This is a genomic window from Streptomyces sp. NPDC088254, assembly GCF_044740925.1.
GTDB lineage: Bacteria > Actinomycetota > Actinomycetes > Streptomycetales > Streptomycetaceae > Streptomyces.
In genome coordinates this window covers 219954-243590 of record NZ_JBIURQ010000015.1, presented here as the reverse complement: position 1 = coordinate 243590, position 23637 = coordinate 219954, and the positions used below count along the sequence as shown (strand labels likewise).

Here is a 23637-nt window from a genome sequence, read left to right as displayed (position 1 = left end):
CGACTTCCTCCACGGCTACAACTACCATCGCTGCCACACCGCACTCGGAGGCCAGCCACCCATCAGCCGTGTGAACAACGCTGCGGGTCAATACATCTAGGGCCTGTCTGACAAATCCCCGCCATCCGCCCGCAGAGCAGGCGGGGGTTTGTCAGACAGGCCCCAGGGGCCGTCCGGCGGATCATGCCGCAGACGCGGGGGGCCGGCACGCCCACCGGGGCCGAACGGTCCCGCTGCTTTCCTGCGACTTGATCCGCCGGACAGCCCCTGAGGCTCGGCCGTGTTCCGAGCGCAGGCTGGTGTCGCCCCCCTCCGCTGACGACGTGCTGTCGGGCGGCGCGGAGGGAGACGGCTTCAGCGGTGGGCGCTCAGGCGGTGAGGCGGGCGATGGCCTCGTCGACCGTGAGTTCCTCGCGCTCGCCGGTACGGCGGTCCTTCAGCTCCAGAACGCCCTCGGCGGAGCGACGGCCCGCGACGAGGATCCGCGGTACGCCGATCAGCTCGGAGTCGGTGAACTTCACGCCCGGGGAGACGCCGGCCCGGTCGTCGACCAGGACGCGCAGGCCCGCCGCCCGCAGCTTCTCGGAGACGTCGAGGGCGAGTTCGGTCTGGAGCGCCTTGCCCGCGGCGACGACGTGCACGTCGGCCGGGGCGACCTCGGCGGGCCAGCACAGACCCTTGTCGTCGGCGGTCTGCTCGGCGAGGGCGGCGACCGCACGGGAGACGCCGATGCCGTAGGAGCCCATCGTGACGCGGACCGGCTTGCCGTTCTGGCCGAGGACGTCGAGCTTGAGCGCGTCGGCGTACTTGCGGCCCAGCTGGAAGATGTGGCCGATCTCGATGGCGCGGTCCAGCTTCAGGCCGGTGCCGCACTTCGGGCAGGGGTCGCCCTCCTGGACGACGACGACGTCGACGTAGGCGTCGACCTCGAAGTCACGGCCCGCGACGACGTTCTTCGCGTGCGTGTGCTCCTTGTTGGCGCCGGTGATCCAGGCCGTGCCGGGGGCCACGCGCGGGTCGGCGATGTAGGTGACCTTCTCGCCCAGCCCCTGCGGGCCGACGTAGCCGCGGACCAGGTCGGGGCGGCCCACGAAGTCCTCGGCGGTGACCAACTCGACGGTGGCCGGGGCGAAGTGGGCCTCGACCTTGTCCATGTCGACCTCGCGGTCACCGGGCACGCCGACGGCGACGATCTCGCCGTTCACCTTGACGAGGAGGTTCTTCAGGGTGGCGGAGGCCGGGACGCCGAGCGAGGCGGCGAGGGTCTCGATGGTCGGGGTGTCCGGTGTGGGGATCTCCTCGGCGGCGGGCACGCCGGCCGCGTCCACCGGGCTCAACTCGTACGCGATCGCTTCGGTGTTGGCCGCGAAGTCGCAGTTGGGGCAGTCGGCGAAGGTGTCCTCGCCGGCGCCGGCCGGGGCGAGGAACTCCTCCGACTTCGAGCCGCCCATCGCGCCCGCGGTCGCCGCGCAGATGCGGTAGTCGAGGCCGAGGCGCTCGAACACCTTCTGGTAGGCCTGGCGGTGCAGGGCGTAGGACTTGGCGAGGCCCTCGTCCTCCAGGTCGAAGGAGTAGGAGTCCTTCATCAGGAACTCGCGGCCGCGCAGGATGCCGGCGCGGGGGCGGGCCTCGTCACGGAACTTGGTCTGGATCTGGTAGAGGATGACCGGCAGGTCCTTGTAGGAGGACGCCTGGTCCTTCACGATCAGCGTGAAGATCTCCTCGTGGGTCGGGCCGAGGAGGTAGTCGCCGCCCTTGCGGTCGTTGAGGCGGAACAGCTCGGGGCCGTACTCGTCCCAGCGGCCGGTCGTCTCGTAGGGCTCCTTCGGCAGCAGCGCCGGGAGCAGCACCTCCTGGGCGCCGATCGCGTCCATCTCCTCACGGACGATGCGCTCCACGTTGGCGAGGACCTTCTTGCCCAGGGGCAGCCAGGTCCAGATGCCGGCGGCGGTGCGGCGGACGTAGCCGGCGCGGACGAGGAGCTTGTGGCTGAGGACCTCGGCGTCCGCGGGGTCGTCGCGCAAGGTCTTCGCCATCAACTGGGACATGCGCTGGACCGGTGCGTTCGCCATGGTTCTCGTACTCCTGCCGGGGTGACGGTGATGGCTAGGAGGTTAGCCGGGAGCCGGGGGTGGCCGGAAATCCGTTATCGGCGCAGAAGGGGGAGCGGGGCGCCCATCACGGCGTACGGGCGGGGGGCGCTGGGGAAGAGGACGCGGCGGGCGAGGTCCTGGTAGCCGAGGGAGCGGTAGAGGGCCCTGGCGGGGCTCTCGGTGTCGATCGCGGAGAGGATCGAGCGGGGTTGGGTCGCCTCGTCGGTGATGGCGGTGATCAGGGCACGTCCGGCGCCGCGGTTCTGGTAGGCGGGGTGGACGTGCAGCTCGGTAATGACGAAGGAGTCGTCGAGCCAGGCGTCGTTGCCCAGGGCGCGCAGGTAGGGCTCGACGACGGTGGACCACCAGTGGGTGCGGTCGTTGGGCATGCCGTAGACGAAGCCGGCCAGGCGGCCGTCGGCGGTGGTGGCGCCGAGGGCGCGGGCGCCGGGGTACGTCATGTGGCGCAGCACGATCTGCCGGCGGACGGCCACCTCGTCGGGGCCGAGTCCGAAGGCGACGGCTTGGACTTTCAGGGCCTCGTCCACGTGTGCGGAGAGGTCCAGGGGGCCGATGACGAGGTCCATGCGGGGAGACTACAGGGGGCTTTGGGGCGTGCGGGCCGGTGGATCCGCTCCCGGCCGGCGGTGCGGGAACGTCTTTTCAGAAGCGGGGCGTTCTTTCAGAACACGAGGCTCGTGCCTTCAGAACGGGACGCTGGCGCTTTCAGAAGAGGACGCTCATGAAGGCGCCCACCTCTCGGAAGCCGACCCTCTTGTACGTGCGCCGCGCCGCGGTGTTGAAGTCGTTGACGTAGAGGCTGACGACCGGGGCCACGTCGGCGAGGGCGTAGCGCAGGACCGCGGCCATGCCGGGCGCGGCCAGGCCCCTCCCCCGGTACTCGGGGGCCACCCACACGCCCTGGATCTGGCAGGCGTCGGGAGTCGCCGCGCCGATCTCCGCCTTGAAGGCGACCCGGCCGTGCTCGTCGAGGCGGGCGAAGGAGCGGCCGGCGCCGACGAGTTCGGCGACCCGGGCCTGGTAGAGGAGGCCGCCGTCGCCGGCCATCGGGGAGACGCCGACCTCCTCGGTGAACATCGCCACGCAGGCCGGCATGATCGTCTCCATCTCGTCCTTGCGGATGCGGCGGACGTAGGGATCCGGGGCGATGTCGGCGGGCATGCGGTCGGTGACCATGAGGGGCTGGTGGGCGCGGATCTCACGGGCCGGGCCCCAGCTCGGCTCCAGCAGCCGCCACAGCTGGGCGGTGGCGTCGGCGGGGCCGACGATGGAGGAGCAGCGGCGGCCGGCCCTTCTCGCCCGGTCGGCGAAAGCGCGTACCGCGCGCGGGGTGGCGCAGATCGGGACGAGGTTGGCGCCCGCGTAGCACAGGGACGTCAGCATGCCGTCCTCGTACCAGCCCCACATCTCGCCGCCCAGCCGCCACGGGTCGAGGCCGGCGACCTGGACACGGGAGGTCACGAAGGCGTTGGTGACCGGCTCGCGGTCGAGGACCGCCAGAGCGGCGTCCAGGTCGCTCGGTTCGAGGACCCGGGAGGTGGTCTGCGTCAACAAGTGCGGGCCTCACACTGGGGTCTGCCTGATCCCCGCACTGTACCTGCCGAGAATGTGCCGCGCCGCCCCGTCCTGAAGCCGCTGCGGGCCCGGCCTGCCTCCGTGACGGGCCCGGGCGTGATCGTCGCCTGTGCCAGGATCGCTTCATGATCTTGACGACCGAGCGGGCGGACGCCCATGAGTGGCCGCAGGAGCCGCTCGCGGAGCTGTTCAGCGAGGGCTTTCCCGCGTTCATCACCGCCGACCGGCTGGTGAAGGAGTACATAGGCCGGGTCCGGGAGTGGTTCGCGGACCTGGATCTGATGCTGGTGGACGAGGACGGGGCGCCGGTCGCGGCGGGGTGGGGCGTGCCGGTCCGCTGGGACGGGCAGGTCGGCACGCTGCCCGCGGGGTACACCGACGCGCTGGTCCGGGCCGTCGAGGGCCGGGAGCGGGGCGTGGAGCCGGACACGCTGGTGATCTGCGGGGCGGTCGTCACGCCGGCCTTGCGGGGGCGGGGGCTGGCGGGCCGGATGCTGTCGGCGCTGCGGGAGACCGGGCGGGCGGCGGGGCTCGACCGGGTGGTCGCGCCGGTGCGGCCCACGACGAAGGCGCGCCACCCGGTGACTCCGATCGACTCCTTCATGCGGTGGCGCCGCCCGGACGGGACCGCCCTGGACCCGTGGGTCCGCACACACGAGCGGCTGGGCGCGCGGATCCTGGCGGCGGCGCCGGCCTCGCAGACGATGACCGGCACGGTCGCGGAGTGGGAGCGGTGGACCGGGCTGGCCTTGCCGGAGTCCGGGGAGTACGTCATCCCGGACGGCCTGAGCGTCCTGCGGGTGGACGTGGAGGCGGACGCCGGCGTGTACGAGGAGCCCAACGTGTGGATGAGACACCGCTGACCGGGCGGGCGGGAGCGGCCGTGCCGACCCGATTCCAGCCTCGGGTCGGCTCGCGGTTCAGCGGTGGTCAGGCCACCGCTGACCGAACGGGCAGGAGCGGCCGTGCCGACCCGGATCCGGCGCGGGTCGGCTCGCGGTTCAGCGGTGGTCAGGGCGGGCTCAGCCCGCGACGGACACCGACGGTTCGCCTGAGGTGATGCCGGCCGACTCCATCTGCTCGGCCAGCTTCATGGCCTCCTCGATGAGGGTCTCCACGATCTTGGACTCGGGGACGGTCTTGATGACCTCGCCCTTGACGAAGATCTGGCCCTTGCCGTTGCCGGAGGCGACGCCGAGGTCGGCCTCGCGGGCCTCGCCGGGGCCGTTGACCACGCAGCCCATGACGGCGACGCGCAGCGGGACCTCCATGCCGGTCAGGCCGGCGGTGACCTCTTCGGCCAGCTTGTAGACGTCGACCTGGGCGCGGCCGCAGGACGGGCAGGAGACGATCTCCAGGCCGCGCTGCTTGAGGTTCAGGGATTCCAGGATCTGGTTGCCGACCTTGACCTCCTCCACCGGGGGCGCGGAGAGGGAGACGCGGATGGTGTCGCCGATGCCCTGGGACAGCAGCGCGCCGAAGGCGACCGCGGACTTGATGGTGCCCTGGAAGGCGGGGCCGGCCTCGGTGACGCCGAGGTGGAGGGGGTAGTCGCAGGCGGCGGCGAGCTGGCGGTAGGCCTCGATCATCACGACGGGGTCGTTGTGCTTGACCGAGATCTTGATGTCGCGGAAGTCGTGCTCCTCGAAGAGGGACGCCTCCCACAGGGCGGACTCGACGAGCGCCTCAGGCGTGGCCTTGCCGTACTTCTGGAGCAGCCGGCGGTCCAGGGAGCCCGCGTTGACGCCGATGCGGATCGGCGTGCCGTGGTCCTTCGCCGCCTTGGCGATCTCCTTGACCTTGTCGTCGAACTGCTTGATGTTGCCGGGGTTGACCCGGACGGCCGCGCAGCCGGCCTCGATCGCGGCGAACACGTACTTCGGCTGGAAGTGGATGTCGGCGATCACCGGGATCTGCGACTTGCGGGCGATGGTCGCGAGGGCGTCGGCGTCGTCCTGGGTCGGGCAGGCGACGCGGACGATCTGGCAGCCGGACGCGGTCAGCTCGGCGATCTGCTGCAGCGTCGCCCCGATGTCGGACGTACGGGTGGTGGTCATCGACTGCACGGACACGGGTGCGTCCCCGCCGACCGCCACGGAGCCGACCTGGATCTGCCGGCTCTTCCGGCGCTCGGCAACCCTGGTCGGAACGGACGGCATGCCGAGAGAAATCGCAGTCATCTGCTGTGCAACCCCAAGTCGTGGATCAAGGCCCAGGTCCCGTCAGCGGCGGGCGCCAGGCTTCGAGATTACGGCACGGGCGCGGGGCCGGGCACATCCCGCCGGTAAACCGCCCGATGGGATCGGCGCGCCCCGCCCCGGCCCCGCCGGGACAGCGCGGGGACGGCGGACGGCCGGACACCGAGGCGCCCGGCCGTCGTGAACCGGGGCGGTCAGGAGATCTTGATCGGGTTCACCACGTCGGCGATGAGGACGAGGATGGTGAAGCAGATGAAGATCCCCGCGACCACGTAGGCCACCGGCATCAGCTTCGCCACGTCGAACGGGCCCGGGTCCGGGCGCCGGAGGACCTTGGCGACGGTGCGGCGCAGTGACTCCCACAGGGCACCGGCGATGTGGCCGCCGTCCAGGGGGAGCAGCGGGAGCATGTTGAACAGGAACAGGGAGAGGTTGAAGCCGGCCAGGAGCATCACGAACATGGCGAGCTGCTGGGAGGCCGGGATGTCGAGGGTGGCGATCTCGCCGCCGACCCGGGCCGCGCCGACGACGCCCATCGGGGAGTCTGGTTCGCGAGGGCCGTCGCCGAAGGCGGCGTCCCACAGGGCGGGGATCTTGGAGGGCAGGGCGGCGAGTGAGTCGACGGCGTCGCCGACCCGGTCGGTCATCCAGACCACGGAGTCGCCGAAGTCCTGCTTGACGACGCCGGTGGCGGCGCTGAAGCCGAGGAAGCCGGCCTTGACGTACTCGCCCTGGACGTAGGCGCCGGCCGCGTCCTTCTTCGCGACCTGGTTGGTGGCGATCGTCGCGCGCAGGGTCACTTCCTTGCCGTCGCGGTCGACGACGATGGGCACCTGCCGGCCCGCGCTGTCACGGATGAGGTCGGACAGGGTGTCCCAGTCCTCGGTGCGCCTGCCGTCGAACGAGACGATCCTGTCGCCCTTCTCCATGCCGGCGGCGGCGGCGGGGGAGGCGGGGTCGGACGGCTTGCAGGTGTCGCGGTTCTGGCTCTGCGCGATGACGCACGGGGAGACGGAGGCGACGGTGGTGGTCTGCTGCTGGATGCCGAAGCCCATCAGCACGATGAGGAACAGGACGAACGCGAGGACGAGGTTCATGAAGGGCCCGGCGAACATGACCACGACGCGTTTCCACGGCTTGCGCGTGTAGAACATGCGGGTCTCGTCGCCGGGCTGGAGCTCCTCGTACGCGGCGGAGCGGGCGTCCTCGATCATGCCGCGCCAGGGGGAGGTGGAGCGGGCGGTGATCCGGCCGTCCTCCCCGGGCGGGAACATGCCGATCATGCGGATGTAGCCGCCGAACGGGATCGCCTTGACGCCGTACTCCGTCTCGCCCTTGTTGCGCGACCAGATGGTGGGGCCGAAGCCGACCATGTACTGGGGCACGCGGATGCCGAAGAGCTTCGCCGTGGACAGGTGGCCCAGCTCGTGCCAGGCGATGGAGACGAGCAGGCCGACCGCGAAGACCACTATGCCGAGGATGAACATCAGGGTCGTCATGCGCGGGCCTCCGCCAGGATGAACGTCAAGGTCGTCATGCGCGGGCCTCCGCCGCCGTCTGTGCCGTCAGTTCCCGGGCCCGGGTCCGCGCCCAGGCCTCCGCTTCGAGGACGTCCGGCACGGTGAGTGAAGTTCCCGTGACCGGCGTGCCGTGCTCCTCGACCACGCGGGTCACGGTGTCCATGATGCCGTTGAAGGGCAGCGCGCCCCGGCGGAACGCCTCGACGCACTCCTCGTTGGCGGCGTTGAACACCGCCGGCGCCGTCCCGCCGAGTTCGCCGACGTGCCGGGCGAGGTTGACCGAGGGGAAGGCCTCGTTGTCGAGAGGGAGGAACTCCCAGGTCGACGTCTTGCTCCAGTCGAAGGCGGGCGCCGCGTCGGGCACGCGCTCGGGCCAGCCGATGCCGATGGCGATGGGCCCGCGCATGTCGGGGGGCGTCGCCTGGGCCAGTGTGGACCCGTCCGTGAACTCAACCATCGAGTGGACATACGACTGGGGATGCACGACCACCTCAATGCGGTCGAAGGGAATGTCGTAGAGGAGGTGCGCCTCGATCACCTCCAGGCCCTTGTTGACGAGGGTGGCGGAGTTGATCGTGATCACGGGGCCCATGGCCCAGGTGGGGTGGGCGAGGGCGTCCTCTACGGTGACGTGCGCCAGTTGTTCCCTGGTGCGGCCGCGGAAAGGGCCGCCGGAGGCGGTGACGACCAGTTTGCGGACGTCCGCGCGTGTGCCGGCGGCGAGGGCCTGGAAGAGGGCCGCGTGCTCGGAGTCCACGGGGATGATCTGGCCGGGTGCGGCGAGTGCCTTCACCAGCGGGCCGCCGACGATGAGCGACTCCTTGTTGGCGAGCGCGAGGGTGCGGCCCGCTCGGAGGGCGGCGAGGGTGGGCGCGAGTCCGATGGAGCCCGTGATGCCGTTGAGGACGGTGTGGCAGTGCGCGGCGTCGGAGGCGGCGAGCTGGGTGGCGGCGTCCGGTCCGGCGAGGATCTCGGGCAGCGGCTCCCCGGCGCCGTACTCGGCGGTGAGCGCCTCGCGCAGGGCCGGTACGACGTCCTCGCGGGCGACGGCGACGGTCCGCACCCGCAGCCGGTGGGCCTGTTCGGCGAGGAGGGCGACCCGGCCGCCGTTGGCGGACAGGCCGGTCACGCGGAAGCGGTCCGGGTTGCGCAGCACGAGGTCGACCGCCTGGGTGCCGATCGATCCGGTGGCGCCGAGGATCACCACGTCCTTGGGTCCGTCGCCGGTGACGGGGTCGTGGACGAGGTGCGGGTCGGCCAGGGCGCGGATCGCGGCACCGCCGATGTCAGTGCCCGGTGCGGTGGGGGCGGCGTGGCGTCGCGGGGCGGCCGGGGTTTCCGGCCCGCGCCCTGAGGGGGCTGGACTGTCGCTCATCCCCCCATTGTCTCCGTAACGGGAGCGGGCGTGGACAGGGCGTCCCCTCGTGATCCTTGTGCTGAGGGGACGCCCTGGTGGGGGGTGTGCGGTGTCACCTGATCGGACGGTGCACGTTCTCCCGGCGGCTGGGTCCGGGGGTGGCGTCGGCGATCCAGGGGCCGTCGCCGGAGGGGTCGACGACGCCCTCCTCCAGCCATTCGTAGGTCCCGCCGAGGACGCCTTCGACGACCTTGCGGTCGACGTCGTCGGTGTTGGACCACAGGCGCGTGAACAGTTCCTCCACGCGGACGCGGGACTGGCGGCAGAAGGCGTCGGCGAGCTGGTAGGCCTCGCGGCCGTGCTCGCCCCGGCCGCGCAGCATCTCGGCCCGCACGCAGGCCGCGCTCATCGCGAACAGCTCCGCGCCGATGTCGACGACACGGCCGAGGAAGCCCTGCTTGGTTTCCATGCGGCCCTGCCAGCGGGACATGGCGTAGAAGGTGGAGCGGGCCAGTTTGCGGCAGTGGCGTTCGACGTACCGCAGGTGCGGGGAGAGGTCGACCTCGTGCTTGAACTCGGCGTAGGAGCTGGGGAGCTGGCCGGGTCCGGTGACGAGCTTGGGCAGCCACCTGGCGTAGAAGGCGCCGGCGTTGGCGCCTGCTTTCGCCTTGTCCTGGAGGGACTTCTCGGGGTCGATGAGGTCGCCGGCGACGGAGAGGTGGGCGTCGACGGCCTCGCGGGCGATCAGCAGGTGCATGATCTCCGTGGAGCCCTCGAAGATGCGGTTGATGCGCAGGTCGCGCAGCAACTGTTCGGCGGGGACGGCGCGTTCGCCACGGGCAGCGAGGGACTCGGCGGTCTCGAAGCCGCGTCCGCCGCGGATCTGGACGAGTTCGTCGGCCATCAGGCAGGCCATCTCGGAGCCGTAGAGCTTGGCGAGGGCGGCTTCGATGCGGATGTCGTTGCGGTCCTCGTCGGCCATCTGGCTCGCCAGGTCGACGACGGCTTCGAGCGCGAAGGTGGTGGCCGCGATGAAGCTGATCTTGGAGCCGACCGCTTCGTGGTGGGCGACGGGCTTGCCCCACTGCTCGCGGACGCCCGACCATTCGCGGGCGATCTTCAGGCACCACTTGCCGGCGCCGACGCACATGGCGGGCAGGGAGAGCCGGCCGGTGTTGAGGGTGGTGAGGGCGATCTTGAGGCCGGCGCCCTCGGGACCGATGCGGTTGGCGGCGGGGACGCGCACCCGGTGGAACCGGGTGACGCCGTTCTCCAGGCCGCGCAGGCCCATGAAGGCGTTGCGGTGCTCGACGGTGACGCCCTCGGAGTCCGCCTCGACGACGAAGGCGGTGATGCCGCCCTTGTGGCCCTCGGACTTGGGCACCCGGGCCATGACGACCAGCAGGTCGGCGACGACGCCGTTGGTGGTCCACAGTTTGACCCCGTCGAGGACGTAGTCGTCGCCGTCGGGGACGGCGGTGGTGGCCAGCCGGGCGGGGTCGGAGCCGACGTCGGGTTCGGTCAGCAGGAAGGCCGAGATATCGGTGCGGGCACAGCGGGGCAGATAGGTGTCCTTCTGCTCCTGGGTGCCGAAGAGCTTCAGCGGCTGCGGCACGCCGATGGACTGGTGGGCGGACAGGAGGGCGCCGAGCGCGGGGCTCGCGGTGCCGACCACGGCGAGGGCCTTGTTGTAGTAGACCTGGGTGAGGCCGAGGCCGCCGTACTTGGGGTCGATCTTCATGCCCAGGGCGCCGAGCTCCTTGAGCTCGTTGATCGTCTCGTCGGGGATGCGCGCCTCGCGTTCGATGCGGGCGGAGTCGATCCGCGTCTCGCAGAAGTCGCGGAGCTTGGCGAGGAAGGCCTCGCCGCGGCGGGCGTCCTCGCCGGCGGGCAGGGGGTGGGGGTGGATCAGGTCGAGCCGGAAGCGGCCCAGGAACAGTTCCTTGGCGAAGCTCGGCTTGCGCCAGTCCTGCTCCCGGGCGGCCTCCGCCACCTGGCGTGCCTCACGTTCGGTGACGGTGGGGCCGGGTCGGGAGGAAGAGGTGGGTGGTGCGGACATGAGGCTCACCTCGCCGCGAATCGGGATCTTGGACCTATTCGGTTACTGACGGGTCCTACCCGATCGTATGTACCGGATCCTCAGTCGCCGCACCACCCCTGCGGCGGCGGTGGGGCCGGGGGGAGGCCGGTCCCGCCGCGGGTGCTGCCGGGCTCCGCCCGTGTCGGAACAGGGGCGGCACCCCGGCCGCGCCCTTGCGCCGAAGGAGTGGCACGGTGGGGCGACGGCGCCGCGTCCCGCTCCCGGCGGGCACGGGCGTGAGAACGTCCGGAACCGCTGTCGAAGCGCTTCGACGAGCTATGGACACCCACCCTCGCTAGAGCTACTGTCGAACCACCCTCACCCGCCCCTGTTCGCAATGCGCACTGTCGAAGCGCTTCACAAAGCTTGGAGAGCTGGATGGTCACCCTCGCCGAGGTCGCCCAGCACGCCGGAGTCTCGGCGAGCACGGTGAGCTATGTCCTCAGCGGCAAGCGGTCCATCTCCGCGACCACCCGGCAGCGGGTCGAGCAGAGCATCCGCGAGCTCGGCTACCACCCGAACGCGGGCGCCCGCGCCCTGGCCAGCAGCAGGTCGAACATCATCGCGCTGATGGTCCCGCTGCGCACCGACATGTACGTGCCGGTGATGATGGAGATCGCCATCGCGGTCGCCACCACCGCCCGCACGCACGGCTACGACGTCCTGCTGCTCACCGGCGAGGAGGGCCCTGACGCCGTCCGCCGGGTCACCGGCAGCGGGCTCGCCGACGCGATGATCCTGATGGACGTCCAACTGGACGACGAGCGGCTGCCGTTGCTGCGGGGGACGGATCAGCCGGCGGTACTGATCGGGCTGCCCGCCGACACCTCAGGGCTGACCTGCGTCGACCTCGACTTCACGGCGACGGGCGCGCTGTGCGTGGAGCACCTGGCCAAGCTCGGCCACCGGGACGTCGCCGTCATAGGCGAGGCCCCCGCCGTGTACGAACGGCACACCGGGTTCGCCGAACGCACCCTGGACGGACTGCGCGCCCGCGCCCGGGAGTTGGGGGTGCGGCTGCTGCACCGCCCATGCGAGGGCGGATACGGCGCCATGGCCGCGACGCTCGCCCGGATTCTCGACGAGCGGCCGGGCACCACCGGTTTCGTCGTGCAGAACGAGTCGGCGGTCGAGCCGCTGCTCGCGCTGCTGCGCCAGCAGGGGCGGGCCGTGCCGGAGGACGTGTCGGTGCTGGCGATCTGCCCCGAACAGGTCGCCGTCCAGGCCTCGGTGCGGCTGACGTCGGTCGCCATCCCCGCGCAGGAGATGGGCCGGCACGCGGTGGAACGTCTCGTCGCCAAGCTCGACGGCCGGGGCGAGAGCGAAGTGGTGCTGCTGGAGCCCGAGTTGACCGTCCGAGCGAGCACCGGACCGGCTCCCGCCTCCCCCTGAACCACCCCGCGCCCCTCCCCCCTCACCCCCTCCCCCTCCGCTCCCCCGCCGCGACGCCCCGCCCTCCGCACGTCCGCACTCCTCCAGGAGCACAGGAGCCCCCTCGTGAATCAGCCTGCCGAAAACCAGCCCCAGGTCAGCCTCGCGCAGTCCTCGCCCACTATCGGCACCTTCCGTGAGCGGGACGGTGCTCTGGAGTGGAGCGGGCGCCAGGAGACGCTGCGCGTCGAGCCGTGGGGGCCGGACGCGGTCCGGGTCCGGGCCCGCCTGGGCGGCCCCGTCCTGGACGGGCTGCCCGGCGCACTGCTGCCCCGGACGCCGCCGACGCCGTCCACCGTGAAGATCGAGGAGGGCCGGGGACGGCTGACGGTCGGCGCGCTGACCGTCGAGGTGGACGCGGAGGGCCTGGTCCGCTTCCTGCGGACCGAGGACGGCTTCGAGGTCCTGTCCGAGGCCCGCGCCCACTTCTGGTGGCCCGGCCCCCGCCTCTACACGGCCGTCGGCAACGGCCACCACCGGCTGGAGCAGCGTTTCGCCGCCTACGACGACGAGAAGCTGTACGGCCTGGGGCAGCACCAGCACGGCCGGCTGGACCAGAAGGGGCTGGTGCTGGACCTGGTGCAGCGCAACGCCGAGGTCGGCATCCCGGTGCTCACCTCCAGCCGCGGCTACACACTGCTGTGGAACAACCCGGCGATCGGCCGGGTGGAGCTGGCCGGCAACGGCACCCGCTGGGTGGCGGACTCGGCTCGGCAGATCGACTACTGGATCACCGTGGGCGCGCCGGCCGACGCCCAGCGCCGCTACAGCGCGGTGACCGGCCGCACCCCGATGCTGCCGGAGTGGGCGGCCGGCTTCTGGCAGTGCAAGCTGCGCTACCGCACACAGGACGAACTCCTCGCGGTGGCCAGGGAGTACAAGCGGCGGGGGCTGCCGCTGTCCGCCATCGTCTGCGACTTCTTCCACTGGACCCATCTGGGCGAGTGGAGGTTCGACCCCGCGGAGTGGCCGGACCCGGCCGCGATGGTCGCCGAACTGGACGAGATGGGCGTGAAGTTGGTGGTGAGCGTCTGGCCGTCGGTGTCGCCGCTGAGCGAGAACCACGCCCTGATGGAGCAGCGCGGCCACTTCATCGGCACCCAGTACGGTCCGCTGGCGCACGCCGACTGGCCGGACAAGGGGGTCGCCTCGACGGTCCAGGTGGCCTTCTACGACGCCACCAACCCCGAGGCGCGCGAGTTCGTGTGGTCCCGCATCCGGGACAATTACCTCCTCCCGTACGGCATCGACGCCTTCTGGCTGGACGCCTGCGAGCCGGAGCTCAAGCCCGGCTTCCCGGAGAACCTGCGCTACTGGGCGGGTCCGGGCCTGGAGGTCGGCAACATGTACCCGGCGGAGAACGCCCGTACCTTCCACGAAGGGCTGTGCGCCGAGGGCAAGAAGGACATCGTCACGCTCAACCGCTCGGCGTGGGCGGGCAGTCAGCGCTACGGAGCGGCTCTGTGGTCGGGCGACATCGGCACCGACTTCGCCACCCTGCGCCGCCAGATCGCCGCCGGTCTCAACACGGCGCTGTCGGGCATTCCTTGGTGGAACACGGACATCGGCGGCTTCCACGGCGGCGACCCGCACGACCCGGCGTACCGCGAGGTGATGGTCCGCTGGTTCCAGTTCGGCGCGCTGTCCCCGCTGATGCGGCTGCACGGCTTCCGTGACCCGGGCATGCCGCTGGGGCCGGAGATGACCGGCGGCCCCAACGAGGTGTGGTCCTACGGGGAGGAGGCCGGCGCCATCTTGGAGCGGTACCTGCGGCTGCGCGAGCGCCTCAAGCCGTACATCCTCAAGGTGATGCGCGAGGCCCACGAGGAGGGGCTGCCGCCGATGCGGCCGCTGTTCCTGGAGTTCCCCGAGGACAAGCTCGCCTGGCAGGTCTCCGACGCCTACATGTTCGGTTCCGAGCTGCTGGTCGCCCCGGTGCTGGAGCCGGGCGCGACGACCTGGACGGCATATCTCCCGGCGGACGCGGGCTGGACGGACGCGTGGACGGGTGAGACGTACCAGGGCGGCCAGGCCGTGACGGTCGACGCCCCGCTGGACCGGATCCCGCTGTTCCTGCGGGACGGGGCGCGGCTGCCCGTGGCGGAGTAGCCGCGCACAGAAGGGTGCGGCCGGTCCCGTAGGGGGGACCGGCCGCACCGTCGGCGCGTGGGTCAGCCGCCGCTCACGGTCAGGTTGTCGGTGGTGAAGTTCAGACCGCCGGCGGAGGAAGTGATCTCGTAGCCGAACTGGACGTCGCCGATGGTCTCGTCGCCGAACCAGTGCTTGGTGTCCTTGATCCACTTGACGATCGGCAGGATGTCGACGGTGCCGGAGGTCGAGTTGGAGGTACGGACGAACGAGAAGACCTCGTTGGAGCCGTTGCTGCCCTTGTGGACGGTCCAGGTGTGGCCGCCGAGGGTGACGGTTCCCTGTGAGGAGCCCAGCGGGCCGACGGGGCCGGTCTTGTTGACCCAGAGCATGATCTCGTAGTCGTAGTCGGTGTCCCAGATGTCGTACGACGTGTTGTACGCGCCGGAGGACGGGACGGTGACGTTGTAGGTGCTGGTGAGCGAGGAGAGCGCGCTGATCCGCTTGTTGATCACCTTCTTGGAGTCGGGGTAGGACTTGATGCCGCCGGTGTTGGGGTGGTCGGCCCAGACTCCCCAGTTGGTGCCGGAGTTGGCCCAGACGCACTGGCTGCCGTAGCCGGAGCCCCAGATGTTGTTGTAGAGGGTGTAGCCGTTCAGGCTGGTGGTGCCCCAGCGGTCGCAGGAGTTCCAGACGGCGGCGGACGCGGGGGCGGCGGCGAGGGCGACGGTCGCGCCGAGGGCCAGCGCCGGGGCCAGTACGGCCGTGGCGAGCTTGCGCGGTGTGCTCAGGGCCATGATGTCCCTTTCCATGGGTGGGGGGATTCGCGGGGCGGGTGTCACCACGCCTTCGTGTGAAGGACGTGGTCTTCTCCGGCGACGAGGTCGAGCACGCTCGTGCCGGAGGAGGTCCGCAGTTCGACGCGGCGGGTGCGGGTGGGGCGCAGCACCGCGTGCGTCTCCTCGGGGCTCCAGGCGAGGTCGAGCACGGCGCCGAAGCGGGTGCGGACGCCGAGGAGCCGGCCTCGCGGCAAGGCCGTGGGGAGGGCGGGCAGCAGGACCAGCCGGTCGGGGGTCGACTGGACGAGGGTCTCGATCAGCACGGCGGGCAGGGTGTGGGCGGCGTCCGCGTTGTAGACGTGTCGGTTCGGGTAGTGGGCGCTCATCAGCGAGGCGTGGAAGTAGTCGCCTTCGAGGACCTGAGCGAGCGCGTGGGCGGCGCGGTCGGCGTCGCCGAGGCGGGCGGCGATCAGGGCGTGGTGGAGGTGGCCGTGCGCGGAGTCGTTCTCCCCGCCGCGCAGTCGCAGGGCGCGGTGGGCGGCGGCCGCGAGGTGCGGGGTGTCGTGCGGGGTGATCTCGTCGAGGGGCCAGACGGCGTAGAGGTGGCTGAGGTGGCGGTGGTCGTAGGTGTCGTCGAGGCCTGGCCGGGCCCATTCGGCGAGGGCGTCGTCGGCGTTGACGCGGTGGGGCGGGAGGCGGTCGGCGAGGGCGCGCCAGCGGTCGGCTTCGGGGGTGTCCGGATGGTGATCGGCCGCGGTGCGCAGGGCGTGGCGGGCCGCGGAGAGGTCCATGGCGGCGTCGAGCGTCCCCCAGCTCGCGCCCGTGGGGCGGTTCTCGGGTGAGTAGGAGGGGACGACGACGAGCCGCCCGTCGGCGTCGGTGCGGGTGAGGAAGTCCTCGTAGAAGCGGGCGACTTCGGCGAGGGCGGCGGCGGTGCGCGGGTCGTGTCCGCCGTGGGTCTCGTCGTGGTCGACGAGCGGTTTGAGCAGCCAGTCGGCGCCGGCGGTCCACAGGTGCAGCGGGTATTCGCGGCTGAAGTGGTACGTCAGTCCTGACTCGCCGTCGGTGTGGGAGGGCGCGACGACGCCGCGGGCGCCGAAGACGGCGCGCGCGTTCTCCCGCCAGTCGTCGAGCTGGCCGTGGACCAGATGGGCGAGGGCGGCGGTGACCTCGGGCAGGTCCGCCGCGGCGGCGGACGCCGTCTGGAGGTTGAGGTTGGCGTTCGTGGTGAACGCGCCGGACCAGGCGGTGTCCCAGTCGCCGGTCCACAGGCCGGTGAGCCGGGGCGGAAGGAGGCCGGCGGCGCTGAGGAGGTGGTAGCGGCCGGCGGCGAAGAGCCGTTCCAGCAGGGCCGGGCTGCCGGGCCGCCGGAGCAGCTCCGAGCCCGGCAGGGCGCGTTCGGCCGGGTCGGCGGCGAGCTCGAGGGTGACGCGTTCGTACGCGGTGCGGTGCAGCCGGGTGTGCCGGTCGAGGAGGGTGCCGTAGGCGTGGAGGGTGTCGTGGGGGCCGTCGGCGAGGACGGCGCGCAGGGCGCATGTCTCCTCGGTGACGTCGGGTTCGCCGGTGTGGCGGCGGACGCGGGTGAGCAGCAGCAGCGATTCGGCGTCCTCGACGCGGACGCCGGACCCGGCGGGGAGCGTGCGGCCGCCGGTGACGGCGAGGAGGGCGACGCCGGTGTAGGAGCGGTCGCTGTCGGGGTAGCGGGCGTGGAGGGTGAGTGCGGCGCCTTCGGGGGTGCGCAGGGCGCCGTGTGCGACGCGGAGGTCGGCGGGCGCGCCCGGGAGGCGGTGGTCGAGGCTGACGTCGAGGGTGAGGCGGCCGCCGGTCACGTGCTGGACGATCACGTCGTCGGCGCGGGAGACGAAGACGCGGCTGGTCCGGTCGCCGTCGGCGGTGGTGACCTCGCCGGTGGCGAAGTCGACGGCGCGGCGGTACCGGCGCCGGTCCTCGGGCGCCGTGGGCGGACGCCGAAGGCGGGTCTGGAAGCCGGGGTGGAAGGGCTGCACCCATTGCAGGGGGCGGCCGTCGGTGAAGTCCTCGGCGGCTGTGAGGTCCCCGGCGAGCAGCCGGTCCTGGACGTCGGCGAGTCGTGCGGCGAGCTCGGGGGGCCGGGCGTGCTCGGCGCCGTTGGGGCGGACCAGGGTGTGGTGGGTGACGACGACCCGGTCGTCGTCGGGGTCGCCGAACACCAGGGCGCCGTGGTGGCCGTTGCCGCTGAGGAAGCCGTCCTCCCAGCGGGCCGCGGGGCGCGGCTCCCAGGTGCCGTGGACGGGGCCGCCGGTCATGGCGCCAGCACGGCGACGTCGTAGCGGCCGAGGGTGATCCCGTCGGTCACGCCGGCGCCGGTCAGGAGGTCGCGGTGGGTGCCCGGCACGGCGACCCTCACGGTGTCCCGCCCGTGGTTGAGAAGGAAGAGAAGGTCGCCTCGGCGGACGGCCTCGACCTGGTCCGGCAGTTCGCCGAGGACGGGGCCCGCGCCCGCGTCCGCCGCGATCCGGGCGAGCAGGTCGCGCAGGGGGTCCGGCTCCGGGAGCGTGGAGACGTACCAGGCGCGGCCCCTGCGGAGCACGGCGGGCATGCCGTCGAGGTCGCCGCCCCGGTAGCGGGCGTGGGGCTCGGCGTCGTCGCTCGGCTCGATCTCCTCCGACCACAGCGTGCCGCGGAAGCCGTCGCACTCGGTGTGCTCCCCCGCCTGGAGCGGCCACCACTCGTGCAGGACGCGGATGCCGAACAGCTCGCGCAGCCGGGCGTCCATGCCGCCGGGCCGCACCCGGTCGTCGTGGTCGGCGACGCCGGTGAGGAAGCCGCTGACCAGGGTGCCGCCGTCGCGCACGAAGGCGAGGAGGTTGTCGACCGCTCTCTCGGTGAGGGCGTACAGCTGGGGGACGACGACCAGTCTGTACGGGCTGAGGTCGTGCTCGGGGTGGGCGAAGTCGGCGGTGAGGTGGGCCCGCCAGAGGGCGCGGTGCCAGGCGGTGAGGACGTCGGGGTAGTCGACCTCGGTGGAGGGGCGGCCGTCCTGGGCGCCGGCCCACCAGGAGTGCCAGTCGTGCAGCACGGCCACCTCGGCGACGACAGGGCGTCCCGTCACCTGGGGGCCGAGCCGGGCGAGGTCGCGGCCGAGCTGCTTGACCTCCTCGAAGGTGCGGCCCTGCTCGCCGGCGTGACTGAGCATCCCGGAGTGGAACTTCTCCGCGCCCTGCCGGGACTGCCGCCACTGGAAGTAGCAGACCGCGTCCGCGCCCCGGGCCACCGCCTGGAGCGACCAGAGGCGGTTCACGCCCCGGGGCTTGGGGTGGTTCACGCCACGCCAGTTGACCGGTCCGGCCGCCTGCTCCATCAGCATCCAGGGGCCTCGGGCCTGCGAGCGGGTGAGGTCCTGGACGAGGGCGCCGGCTTGCGCGCCGTAGGGGTCGCGGGGGTCGGGGTAGAGGTCGACGGAGACGACGTCCTCCTCCTCGGCCCAGCGCCAGGCGTCCAGCCCGGACCACAGCGGCATGAAGTTGGTCGTCACCGGGATGTGCGGGCTGTGCCGGGCGACGATGTCGCGTTCGGCGAGGTAGCACTCCAGGAGCGCGTCGGAGGTGAAGCGCCGGAAGTCCAGCAACTGGGCGGGGTTGCGCAGGTAGTGGGTACGGCGGGCGGGCAGGATGCCGTCCCAGGTGTCGTAACCCTGCCCCCAGAAGGCGGTGCCCCAGGCCTCGTTGAGAGCGTCGAGGGTGCCGTACCGCTCGCGCAGCCAGCGGCGGAAGGCGGCGGCGGCCTCGTCGCCGTGGTCGTACGTGCAGTACTCGTTGTTGATGTGCCACAGGGTGAGGGCGGGGTGGCGGCCGTAGCGGGCGGCCAGGTCTTCGGTGATGGCGGCGGCGTGACGGCGGTAGACCGCGCTGGAGTGGGAGAAGTGCTGCCGGCCGCCCCACCATTCGATCGCGCCGTGCTCGTCGCGGGGCAGGGTCTCCGGGTGGAGGCGGCCGAGCCACGGCGGGGGCGAGGAGGTGGGGGTGGCGAGGACGACGCCGACGCCGTTGTCGTGCATCAGGTCCATCAGCTTGTCCAGCCAGCCGAACTCCCGTGCCCCGGGGTGGGGTTCGATCCGGGACCAGGAGAAGACGCCGAGGGTGACGGAGTTGACGCCGGCGTCGCGCATCAGACGGACGTCGTCGTGCCAGGTCTCCTCGGGCCACTGCTCGGGGTTGTAGTCGCCGCCGAAGAGGACGCGGCCCCGGGTGGCGTCGGCGAGGCCGGGGCGGCGGCCGGCGGGCATCAGACGGGCTCCCCGTACGGGAACTCCCGTGCGCTGGCAGCGGATCGGGGTGTGCGGCGGGTGGCGTGCATGGGGCACCTCGGGGGTGGGAGGGGGTGGACGTGGGCCAGGGCGGCCCACCGGGGCGGCGGGCGTTTCCTGTCTGCGGGCCGCCCGTCACCCCTTCACGGCGCCGGTCAGCATGCCCTTCTTGAAGTGCTTCTGGACGAACGGGGACAGCACGGCCACCGGCAGCAGCGCCATCACCATGACCGCCATCTGCACGGCCAGTCCCGACAGTTGGCCGGTCCTGATGGCCTGCCCGAGCCCGACCGGCGCCTCCTGCTTCTGCACCAGCTGGATCATGACGTTCTGCAGCGGCATCATGTCCTGCTCGTTCAGGTACAGCGAGGCGTTGAACCACGCGCTCCAGTACCCGACCGCGTAGAACAGCGTGATCACCGCGATGACCGCGCGGGAGAGCGGCATCACTATCTGCAGGAGGATGCGGAAGTCGCCGGCCCCGTCGATGCGCGCGCTGTCGATGAGTTCGGGCGATATGCCCATGAAGAAGCCGCGCAGCACGAGGATGTTGAAGACGCTCACCGCGCTCGGCAGGATCAGCGCGAGGTAGGTGTCGGTCAGTCCCAGCGTCTGCACCAGCAGGTAGGTGGGGATGAGGCCGGCGCTGAAGAACATGGTCGCCAGAAGGATCATCAGCAGCCAGCGGTGCCCGAGCGATCCGCTGCGGGAGAGCCCGTACGCGCACAGCACGGACACCGTCATGGAGAACAGCGTGCCGACGAGGGCGACGAGGACGCTGATGACCGCCGCGCGGGTGACCTGCCCGCCGCCGAGCAGTTCCTCGTAGGCGATGAAGGTGATGCCCTTGGGCACCATCACCAGTCCGCCGGCCTCGTCGATGGTCTTGCGCGAGGACAGGCTGGTGACGACGACGATCCACAGCGGGAAGACGATCGCCAGGCAGGCCAGCGCCAGGGCGATGCTCTTGCCGGCGAGACCCGCCTTGGAGGGCGGCTCCTCCCAGCCGGGCCGGGGCGGGGCCTGCCACCAGCGCGGCGCCTTCTCCGGTCCCGGATCGCTGTCCTGCCGTGGGTCCCAGGTCGCGGTGGTCACTTCTTGTACACCCCCTGCTCGCCCATGAGATGGGCCACCTTGTTCGCGGCGAGGACCAGCCCGAGGCTGACGACGCCCTTGATGAGGCCGGCGGCGGCCGCGTAGCTGAAGTCCTGGTTGCGCACGCCGTTCCACCACACGAAGGTGTCGAGGACTTCCGCGGCCCCCGGTCCGACGGCCTCGCGTTGCAGCAGGATCTGCTCGAAGCCGACCGTCAGGGCGTCGCCGACGCGCAGGACGAGCAGCAGGGCGATCACCGGGCGCAGCGCGGGCAGGGTGACGTGCCACATGCGGCGCCAGCGGCCGGCGCCGTCCATGGCGGCGGCTTCGTAGAGGTCGGGGCTGACGGAGGCCAGCGCGGCGAGGAAGACGATGATCCCCCAGCCGGCGTCCTTCCACACGCTCTCGGCGGTGATGAGCAGGGCGAAGGTGTCCGGGTCGGCCATGATGTTCAGGCCGTCGTGCCCGTTCTCACGCAGCAGTTGGGAGAGGATGCCGGCGCCGCCGAACAGCTGCTGGAAGACGGCGATGACGAGCACCCAGGAGAAGAAGTGCGGAAGGTAGAGCACGGCCTGGGCGACCGCCCGCACCCGGGGCCTGACCACGCTGTTGATGAGCAGGGCGAGGAGGATCGGGATCGGGAAGAACAGCACGAGCTGGATGACGAACAGCACCAGCGTGTTCTCGACCGCGTTCCAGAAGGCGGAGTCCTCGAAGATCCGCTGGAAGTTGTCCAGGCCCACCCAGGGGCTGTTGAAGATGGAGACGACGCCGTTGTCGCTGATGTAGGGGTCGTACTCCTGGAAGGCGACCACGTTGCCGAGGATGGGCACGTAGTTGAAGAGCAGGACCAGGGCGACCGCCGGCAGGGTCATCAGGAGCAGGACGCGGTCGCGTCTGAACCTGACCCGCAGGCTCGATCCTGAGGCGGGCGCCCTGCGCCCGGGGCCGGTGGCGCCGCCGGACGCCACCGGGGTCTTCTCCGTCTCGTCGGCCTCGGCCCTGCTCCGAGGCACCGTGCTGTGCGACACAGCCGTTCTCCTTGCCTCGCAGCCGGCTCAGCTCGCCGCCGAGCCGTTCTCGTCGAGCAGCTTCTTGTACCAGTCGCGGAGTTGGTCGCCGCCCTTGCTCTTCCAGTCGGCGACGAACTGCTGCATGTCGCTGACCTTCTTGCGTCCGCGGACGATGTCGTCCTCCAACTGCTCCACGTCGTTGGTGAGGTTGGTGAAGCGCGTCGGCTCGGTGATCTGCATGCCGTAGAAGGCCGACTTCTTGGTGAAGGCGCCCATCCGCTGCTGCCATTCGACCTGGCCCTTGGCGACGGCCGGGAAGTCGGGGTGGGCGATGGTCGCGGCGGGGGCGGAGATGAAGGTGTAGGAGTTGGCGACCTCGTTGTTGCCCTTGTCGTTCTTGACGGGCACGCCGTCCTTCACCGTGTAGTGGGTGCCCTCCACGCCGTAGTTGGTGAGCATGTACTCCTTGGTGCCGTACGGGGCGGCGGTCACGTTCGCGAGGGCCAGCGCGTCGCGGACGACGGCCTCGGAGGCCTTCTTGTTGACGAAGGCGAACATGTTGGCCGGGTTGGTGGCCCACAGGGTGGGTTGCCCGCCGTCGTGGCCGAAGAGGTCCATGCCCCAGATCTTGAAGGCGGGGTTCTGGGCGGCCTGGCTCGCGGTCTGGACGTACCAGTTGGAGATGTCGTTGTTCCAGATCAGGAACTCGCCGGCGGCGAACTTGGGCGCCGGGTCGGTGGCCTGGCTCTTGCCCAGCTCGAAGTCGGGGTGAACGACCTTGGCGGCGAACAGCTTGCGGGTCCACTCCAGCGCCTCGAGGAAGGCCTCCGTCTCGATGCGGTTGACCAGCTTGCCGTCGACCATGTCCCAGCCGAGGGGCTTCTCGCCGCCGGACAGCACGCCGAAGATGTTGAACGCCGTCCACTTCATGTCGCCGCAGGCCCACCGCTTGGCCCGGGCGTCGGTGATCTCCTTGCACAGCGCCAGGAACTCGTCGGCGGACTTGGGGACTTGGTAGCCCTCCTTGTCGAAGACGTCCTGGCGGTAGCAGGGCACGATGTTCGGGACGTACGAGGCGGGGATCGGCAGGCCCATCAGCTTGCCGCCGAAGATGGAGCGCTGCCAGGCCTCGGTCGGGATCGCCGCCAGGTTGGGGAACTCCTTGACCGCGTCCCCGGAGAGGTGGGGGCCGAGGTCGGCGAACTTGCCGATGATGGCGCTCGGTATCTTGCCGCCCATGTTCCAGCCGGGGATGACCACCATGTCGGGGACGTCGCTGGAGGCGAGGACCGCGCCGAGCTTCTGGTCGTAGGTGTTGCCGTCCTGGTTGCGCCACTGGACGTCGACGCCGGCCAGGTCGTTCATCGCCTTGTAGTAGGCGTTGTCGCCCTTGGGTGGCGAGCCCCAGAACGGGGCCATGACGGTGACCTTGCCGCCCTTGCCGAGCTTCGCCGGCACGGAGGACTTCAGGCCCGCGAGGTCGAGCTTGCCGGTGAAACCGACCGCGGAGCCGTTCTTGGAGGCGATGTCGGGGGTGACGATGTTGCCGGCGACGAACGTCGGCAGGATCTTCCCGGCTTTCCTGCCCGAGGTGGTGCCGTCGCGCGAGCCGCCGTCCGAGCCGCCGCAGGCGGCGAGCAACGGCATTCCTCCCGCCACCGCTGCGGTGGCGACCGCCGTGGAGGCGAGGAAGCTTCTCCGGCTGGGCCCGGAAGGACCTGAGGAGGGGGAAGCGGCGTTCGGCGTCATTGCGTCAACCCTTCATGGCGCACCAGGACACCCGGCGGTGGCCGTCGGCTGCGGTGTCTCGAGTGGATCTGGCTGAGCTGAAGCGCGTCCCGACTCCCGGTCTTCCCAGGCTTGGGCGCACCCGATGGCGACTCCAGCCGCTCGTAGGATCGTCGAAGCGCTTCGATGTTGCTGCGAGGTTAAGTGAAGGGCAGGGGGTGCACAAGGGTCGTTCCCAAGATTCCTCGGTGCGACGCCGGTTCCTCCCACGCGTATGGTCGGCTTGAAATCACGCCCAGTTGTCGGACTTGTTGCAGTGGGGTCCCTTGACAGCCGTCCGCGAGGCGAATGAGCATCGAAGCGCTTCGAAAGCG

16 protein-coding genes and 1 pseudogene are annotated in these 23637 nt (G+C 71.2%); 4 read left to right on the top strand and 13 right to left on the bottom strand.

The genetic code is table 11. The features are described from left to right. Window positions 1-100: pseudogene (locus ACIOC0_RS36655) on the top strand (IS481 family transposase); the annotation flags it as partial. Between the two features lie 268 nt (window positions 101-368). Here the strand turns inward: ACIOC0_RS36655 and ACIOC0_RS36650 are convergent. The 3 genes from ACIOC0_RS36650 to ACIOC0_RS36640 all read right to left on the bottom strand — a co-directional run bounded on the left by ACIOC0_RS36650 (window position 369) and on the right by ACIOC0_RS36640 (window position 3668). Then, on the bottom strand, window positions 369-2072 hold the full coding sequence (locus ACIOC0_RS36650) for a proline--tRNA ligase (RefSeq protein ID WP_402160681.1): 1704 nt from the start codon (window positions 2070-2072) through the stop codon (window positions 369-371). A 74-nt stretch (window positions 2073-2146) separates the two neighbouring features. Continuing rightward, the gene (locus ACIOC0_RS36645) at window positions 2147-2680 is read right to left on the bottom strand and encodes a GNAT family N-acetyltransferase (RefSeq protein ID WP_402160678.1); all 534 of its coding nucleotides are present in this window, start codon (window positions 2678-2680) and stop codon (window positions 2147-2149) included. A 139-nt stretch (window positions 2681-2819) separates the two neighbouring features. Beyond that, the gene (locus tag ACIOC0_RS36640; RefSeq protein WP_130444832.1) at window positions 2820-3668 is read right to left on the bottom strand and encodes a GNAT family N-acetyltransferase; all 849 of its coding nucleotides are present in this window, start codon (window positions 3666-3668) and stop codon (window positions 2820-2822) included. 146 nt (window positions 3669-3814) lie between these two features. On the opposite strand from ACIOC0_RS36640, the gene ACIOC0_RS36635 reads away from it, so the two are divergent. Further along, window positions 3815-4552: a GNAT family N-acetyltransferase gene (locus ACIOC0_RS36635; RefSeq protein ID WP_402160675.1), complete on the top strand. Its 738-nt coding sequence runs from the start codon at window positions 3815-3817 to the stop codon at window positions 4550-4552. A 159-nt stretch (window positions 4553-4711) separates the two neighbouring features. Here the strand turns inward: ACIOC0_RS36635 and ispG are convergent, their stop codons facing one another. The 4 genes from ispG to ACIOC0_RS36615 all read right to left on the bottom strand — a co-directional run bounded on the left by ispG (window position 4712) and on the right by ACIOC0_RS36615 (window position 10823). Further along, a complete protein-coding gene (ispG, locus tag ACIOC0_RS36630) occupies window positions 4712-5869 on the bottom strand; it encodes a flavodoxin-dependent (E)-4-hydroxy-3-methylbut-2-enyl-diphosphate synthase (protein ID WP_402160673.1) in 1158 nt (385 codons plus the stop codon). Window positions 5870-6081: 212 nt separating this feature from the next. Next, on the bottom strand, window positions 6082-7374 hold the full coding sequence (locus tag ACIOC0_RS36625) for a M50 family metallopeptidase (protein ID WP_402160700.1): 1293 nt from the start codon (window positions 7372-7374) through the stop codon (window positions 6082-6084). Window positions 7375-7420: 46 nt separating this feature from the next. After that, window positions 7421-8782, bottom strand: coding sequence for a 1-deoxy-D-xylulose-5-phosphate reductoisomerase (gene dxr, locus ACIOC0_RS36620; protein WP_402160671.1), 1362 nt, complete (start codon window positions 8780-8782; stop codon window positions 7421-7423). A gap of 94 nt (window positions 8783-8876) precedes the next feature. Next, window positions 8877-10823, bottom strand: coding sequence for an acyl-CoA dehydrogenase family protein (locus ACIOC0_RS36615; protein WP_402160668.1), 1947 nt, complete (start codon window positions 10821-10823; stop codon window positions 8877-8879). A 399-nt stretch (window positions 10824-11222) separates the two neighbouring features. On the opposite strand from ACIOC0_RS36615, the gene ACIOC0_RS36610 reads away from it, so the two are divergent. Together ACIOC0_RS36610 and ACIOC0_RS36605 are read left to right on the top strand one after the other, a co-directional pair. Then, window positions 11223-12236, top strand: a complete 1014-nt coding sequence (locus ACIOC0_RS36610) for a LacI family DNA-binding transcriptional regulator (protein WP_402160665.1) — start codon at window positions 11223-11225, stop codon at window positions 12234-12236. 105 nt (window positions 12237-12341) lie between these two features. Further along, complete coding sequence (locus tag ACIOC0_RS36605) at window positions 12342-14384, top strand: TIM-barrel domain-containing protein (protein ID WP_402160663.1); 2043 nt, start codon at window positions 12342-12344, stop codon at window positions 14382-14384. A 62-nt stretch (window positions 14385-14446) separates the two neighbouring features. Here ACIOC0_RS36605 and ACIOC0_RS36600 read toward each other — a convergent pair whose 3' ends face one another. From ACIOC0_RS36600 to ACIOC0_RS36575, 6 genes are all read right to left on the bottom strand, one after another. Beyond that, a complete protein-coding gene (locus ACIOC0_RS36600; protein WP_402160660.1) occupies window positions 14447-15160 on the bottom strand; it encodes a hypothetical protein in 714 nt (237 codons plus the stop codon). Between the two features lie 41 nt (window positions 15161-15201). Next, window positions 15202-17427 (bottom strand): glycosyl hydrolase family 95 catalytic domain-containing protein, encoded by a 2226-nt coding sequence (locus tag ACIOC0_RS36595; protein ID WP_402160657.1) that lies wholly within the window; start codon window positions 17425-17427, stop codon window positions 15202-15204. Next, the gene (locus ACIOC0_RS36590) at window positions 17424-19406 is read right to left on the bottom strand and encodes a beta-galactosidase (RefSeq protein ID WP_402160655.1); all 1983 of its coding nucleotides are present in this window, start codon (window positions 19404-19406) and stop codon (window positions 17424-17426) included. Before ACIOC0_RS36590 ends, ACIOC0_RS36595 begins: the two co-directional genes overlap by 4 nt. 156 nt (window positions 19407-19562) lie before the next feature. Next, window positions 19563-20522, bottom strand: coding sequence for a carbohydrate ABC transporter permease (locus tag ACIOC0_RS36585; protein WP_402160652.1), 960 nt, complete (start codon window positions 20520-20522; stop codon window positions 19563-19565). Then, the gene (locus ACIOC0_RS36580; RefSeq protein ID WP_402160649.1) at window positions 20519-21553 is read right to left on the bottom strand and encodes an ABC transporter permease; all 1035 of its coding nucleotides are present in this window, start codon (window positions 21551-21553) and stop codon (window positions 20519-20521) included. Before ACIOC0_RS36580 ends, ACIOC0_RS36585 begins: the two co-directional genes overlap by 4 nt. A 27-nt stretch (window positions 21554-21580) precedes the next feature. Then, window positions 21581-23284, bottom strand: coding sequence for an extracellular solute-binding protein (locus tag ACIOC0_RS36575; RefSeq protein ID WP_402160646.1), 1704 nt, complete (start codon window positions 23282-23284; stop codon window positions 21581-21583). Window positions 23285-23637 lie beyond the last annotated feature (353 nt).

Bases quoted from the DNA above. Each gene is read 5' to 3' on its own strand.
- ACIOC0_RS36650 (WP_402160681.1), bottom strand. From the start codon at position 2,072: ATGGCGAACGCACCGGTCCAGCGCATGTCCCAGTTGATGGCGAAGACC.
- ACIOC0_RS36645 (WP_402160678.1), bottom strand. From the start codon at position 2,680: ATGGACCTCGTCATCGGCCCCCTGGACCTCTCCGCACACGTGGACGAG.
- ACIOC0_RS36635 (WP_402160675.1), top strand. From the start codon at position 3,815: ATGATCTTGACGACCGAGCGGGCGGACGCCCATGAGTGGCCGCAGGAG.
- ispG (WP_402160673.1), bottom strand. From the start codon at position 5,869: ATGACTGCGATTTCTCTCGGCATGCCGTCCGTTCCGACCAGGGTTGCC.
- ACIOC0_RS36625 (WP_402160700.1), bottom strand. From the start codon at position 7,374: ATGTTCATCCTCGGCATAGTGGTCTTCGCGGTCGGCCTGCTCGTCTCC.
- dxr (WP_402160671.1), bottom strand. From the start codon at position 8,782: ATGAGCGACAGTCCAGCCCCCTCAGGGCGCGGGCCGGAAACCCCGGCC.
- ACIOC0_RS36615 (WP_402160668.1), bottom strand. From the start codon at position 10,823: ATGTCCGCACCACCCACCTCTTCCTCCCGACCCGGCCCCACCGTCACC.
- ACIOC0_RS36610 (WP_402160665.1), top strand. From the start codon at position 11,223: ATGGTCACCCTCGCCGAGGTCGCCCAGCACGCCGGAGTCTCGGCGAGC.
- ACIOC0_RS36600 (WP_402160660.1), bottom strand. From the start codon at position 15,160: ATGGCCCTGAGCACACCGCGCAAGCTCGCCACGGCCGTACTGGCCCCG.
- ACIOC0_RS36595 (WP_402160657.1), bottom strand. From the start codon at position 17,427: ATGACCGGCGGCCCCGTCCACGGCACCTGGGAGCCGCGCCCCGCGGCC.
- ACIOC0_RS36590 (WP_402160655.1), bottom strand. From the start codon at position 19,406: ATGCCCGCCGGCCGCCGCCCCGGCCTCGCCGACGCCACCCGGGGCCGC.
- ACIOC0_RS36575 (WP_402160646.1), bottom strand. From the start codon at position 23,284: ATGACGCCGAACGCCGCTTCCCCCTCCTCAGGTCCTTCCGGGCCCAGC.